The sequence below is a fragment of the Ignatzschineria ureiclastica genome (assembly GCF_003121845.1).
In the GTDB taxonomy this organism is placed as follows: Bacteria; Pseudomonadota; Gammaproteobacteria; order Cardiobacteriales; family Wohlfahrtiimonadaceae; genus Ignatzschineria; species Ignatzschineria ureiclastica.
In genome coordinates, this window is sequence record NZ_QEWQ01000013.1 from 1 (window position 1) to 1,222 (window position 1,222).

Here is a 1,222-nt window from a genome sequence, read left to right on the forward strand (position 1 = left end):
TGTTTCAGTTCACCAGGTTCGCTTCCAGCAGCCTATTTTATTCAGCTGTGGATGACAGGGTTTTAAGCCTGTGCGGGTTTCCCCATTCGGACATTTCCGGATCAAAGCTTGATTGCCAGCTCCCCGAAACTTTTCGCAGACTTCCACGTCCTTCATCGCCTGTAATCGCCAAGGCATCCGCCATGTACGCTTATTCACTTGACCATATAATAGGGATTAGACTCATTTTTATAATGAATCGTCCAAACTATATGATTTAATAGCTTTTTAATTCTCCTACGAATGTAACATGATAACGTTTCACTTTAAGTTAACTCATTTTATCAATCTGTCTTCATCAACAATATCTTTCAATACTATTAACTGACAGTCAGTAAAATTGAATACATCGTTTACTTAAGTAATGCAATCTCTCCCGATCTCTCTTTATATCTCAATACCAACTTATCATTCTCATCACGAGAAGAATAAATCAACATCAAGACCCAAAAGATCTTGGTCACTATTACTCGATTCACATCGATCAATAATGACTGCTGCATCGCTATTACGTTGCACCAACTAATCCAAATTGTTAAAGAACACTCTAAATAGATTAGAGTATAAATAAGATGACTTTTATTTCAGATTTCCTTTTAAAATTCACCAAGGAAAATACAGAAATATAACTTCATAAATCACATTATTTATCGTCTATTCTATTAGAAGAAGAGTTTTAAACTTCTTATCTCTAGATCTTCAACTACCAATCCATAACCACTTAAAATGGTGGAGGATAACGGAGTCGAACCGATGGCCTCCTGCGTGCAAGGCAGGCGCTCTACCAACTGAGCTAATCCCCCTTTTACCGGGTTACTTATTTGGTGGGCCTAGGTAGACTCGAACTACCGACCCCACGCTTATCAAGCGTGTGCTCTAACCAACTGAGCTATAGGCCCAGATCTAGCTTTTCTCTTCTTCTATCTTAAATAAGTTTCTATGGAAGCTCGTACCTCTTGCGAGTCGCTCTTTAAAGGAGGTGATCCAGCCGCAGGTTCCCCTACGGCTACCTTGTTACGACTTCACCCCAGTCATCGACCACTCCGTGGTAAGCGCCCATTTTTAAGCTACCTACTTCTGGAGCAATCAACTTCCATGGTGTGACGGGCGGTGTGTACAAGACCCGGGAACGTATTCACCGTGGCATTCTGATCCACGATTACTAGCGATTCCGACTTCATGT

General features: G+C 41.0%; 2 tRNA genes and 2 rRNA genes. All 4 read right to left on the minus strand.

The features are described from left to right. Positions 1 to 204, minus strand: a 23S ribosomal RNA gene (locus DC083_RS09925); the annotation flags it as partial. Positions 205 to 766: 562 nt separating this feature from the next. Next, positions 767 to 842, minus strand: a tRNA-Ala gene (locus DC083_RS09930). A gap of 19 nt (positions 843 to 861) precedes the next feature. Beyond that, positions 862 to 938: transfer RNA gene (locus DC083_RS09935), tRNA-Ile, on the minus strand. 73 nt (positions 939 to 1,011) lie between these two features. Next, positions 1,012 to 1,222: ribosomal RNA gene (locus DC083_RS09940) — 16S ribosomal RNA — on the minus strand; the annotation flags it as partial.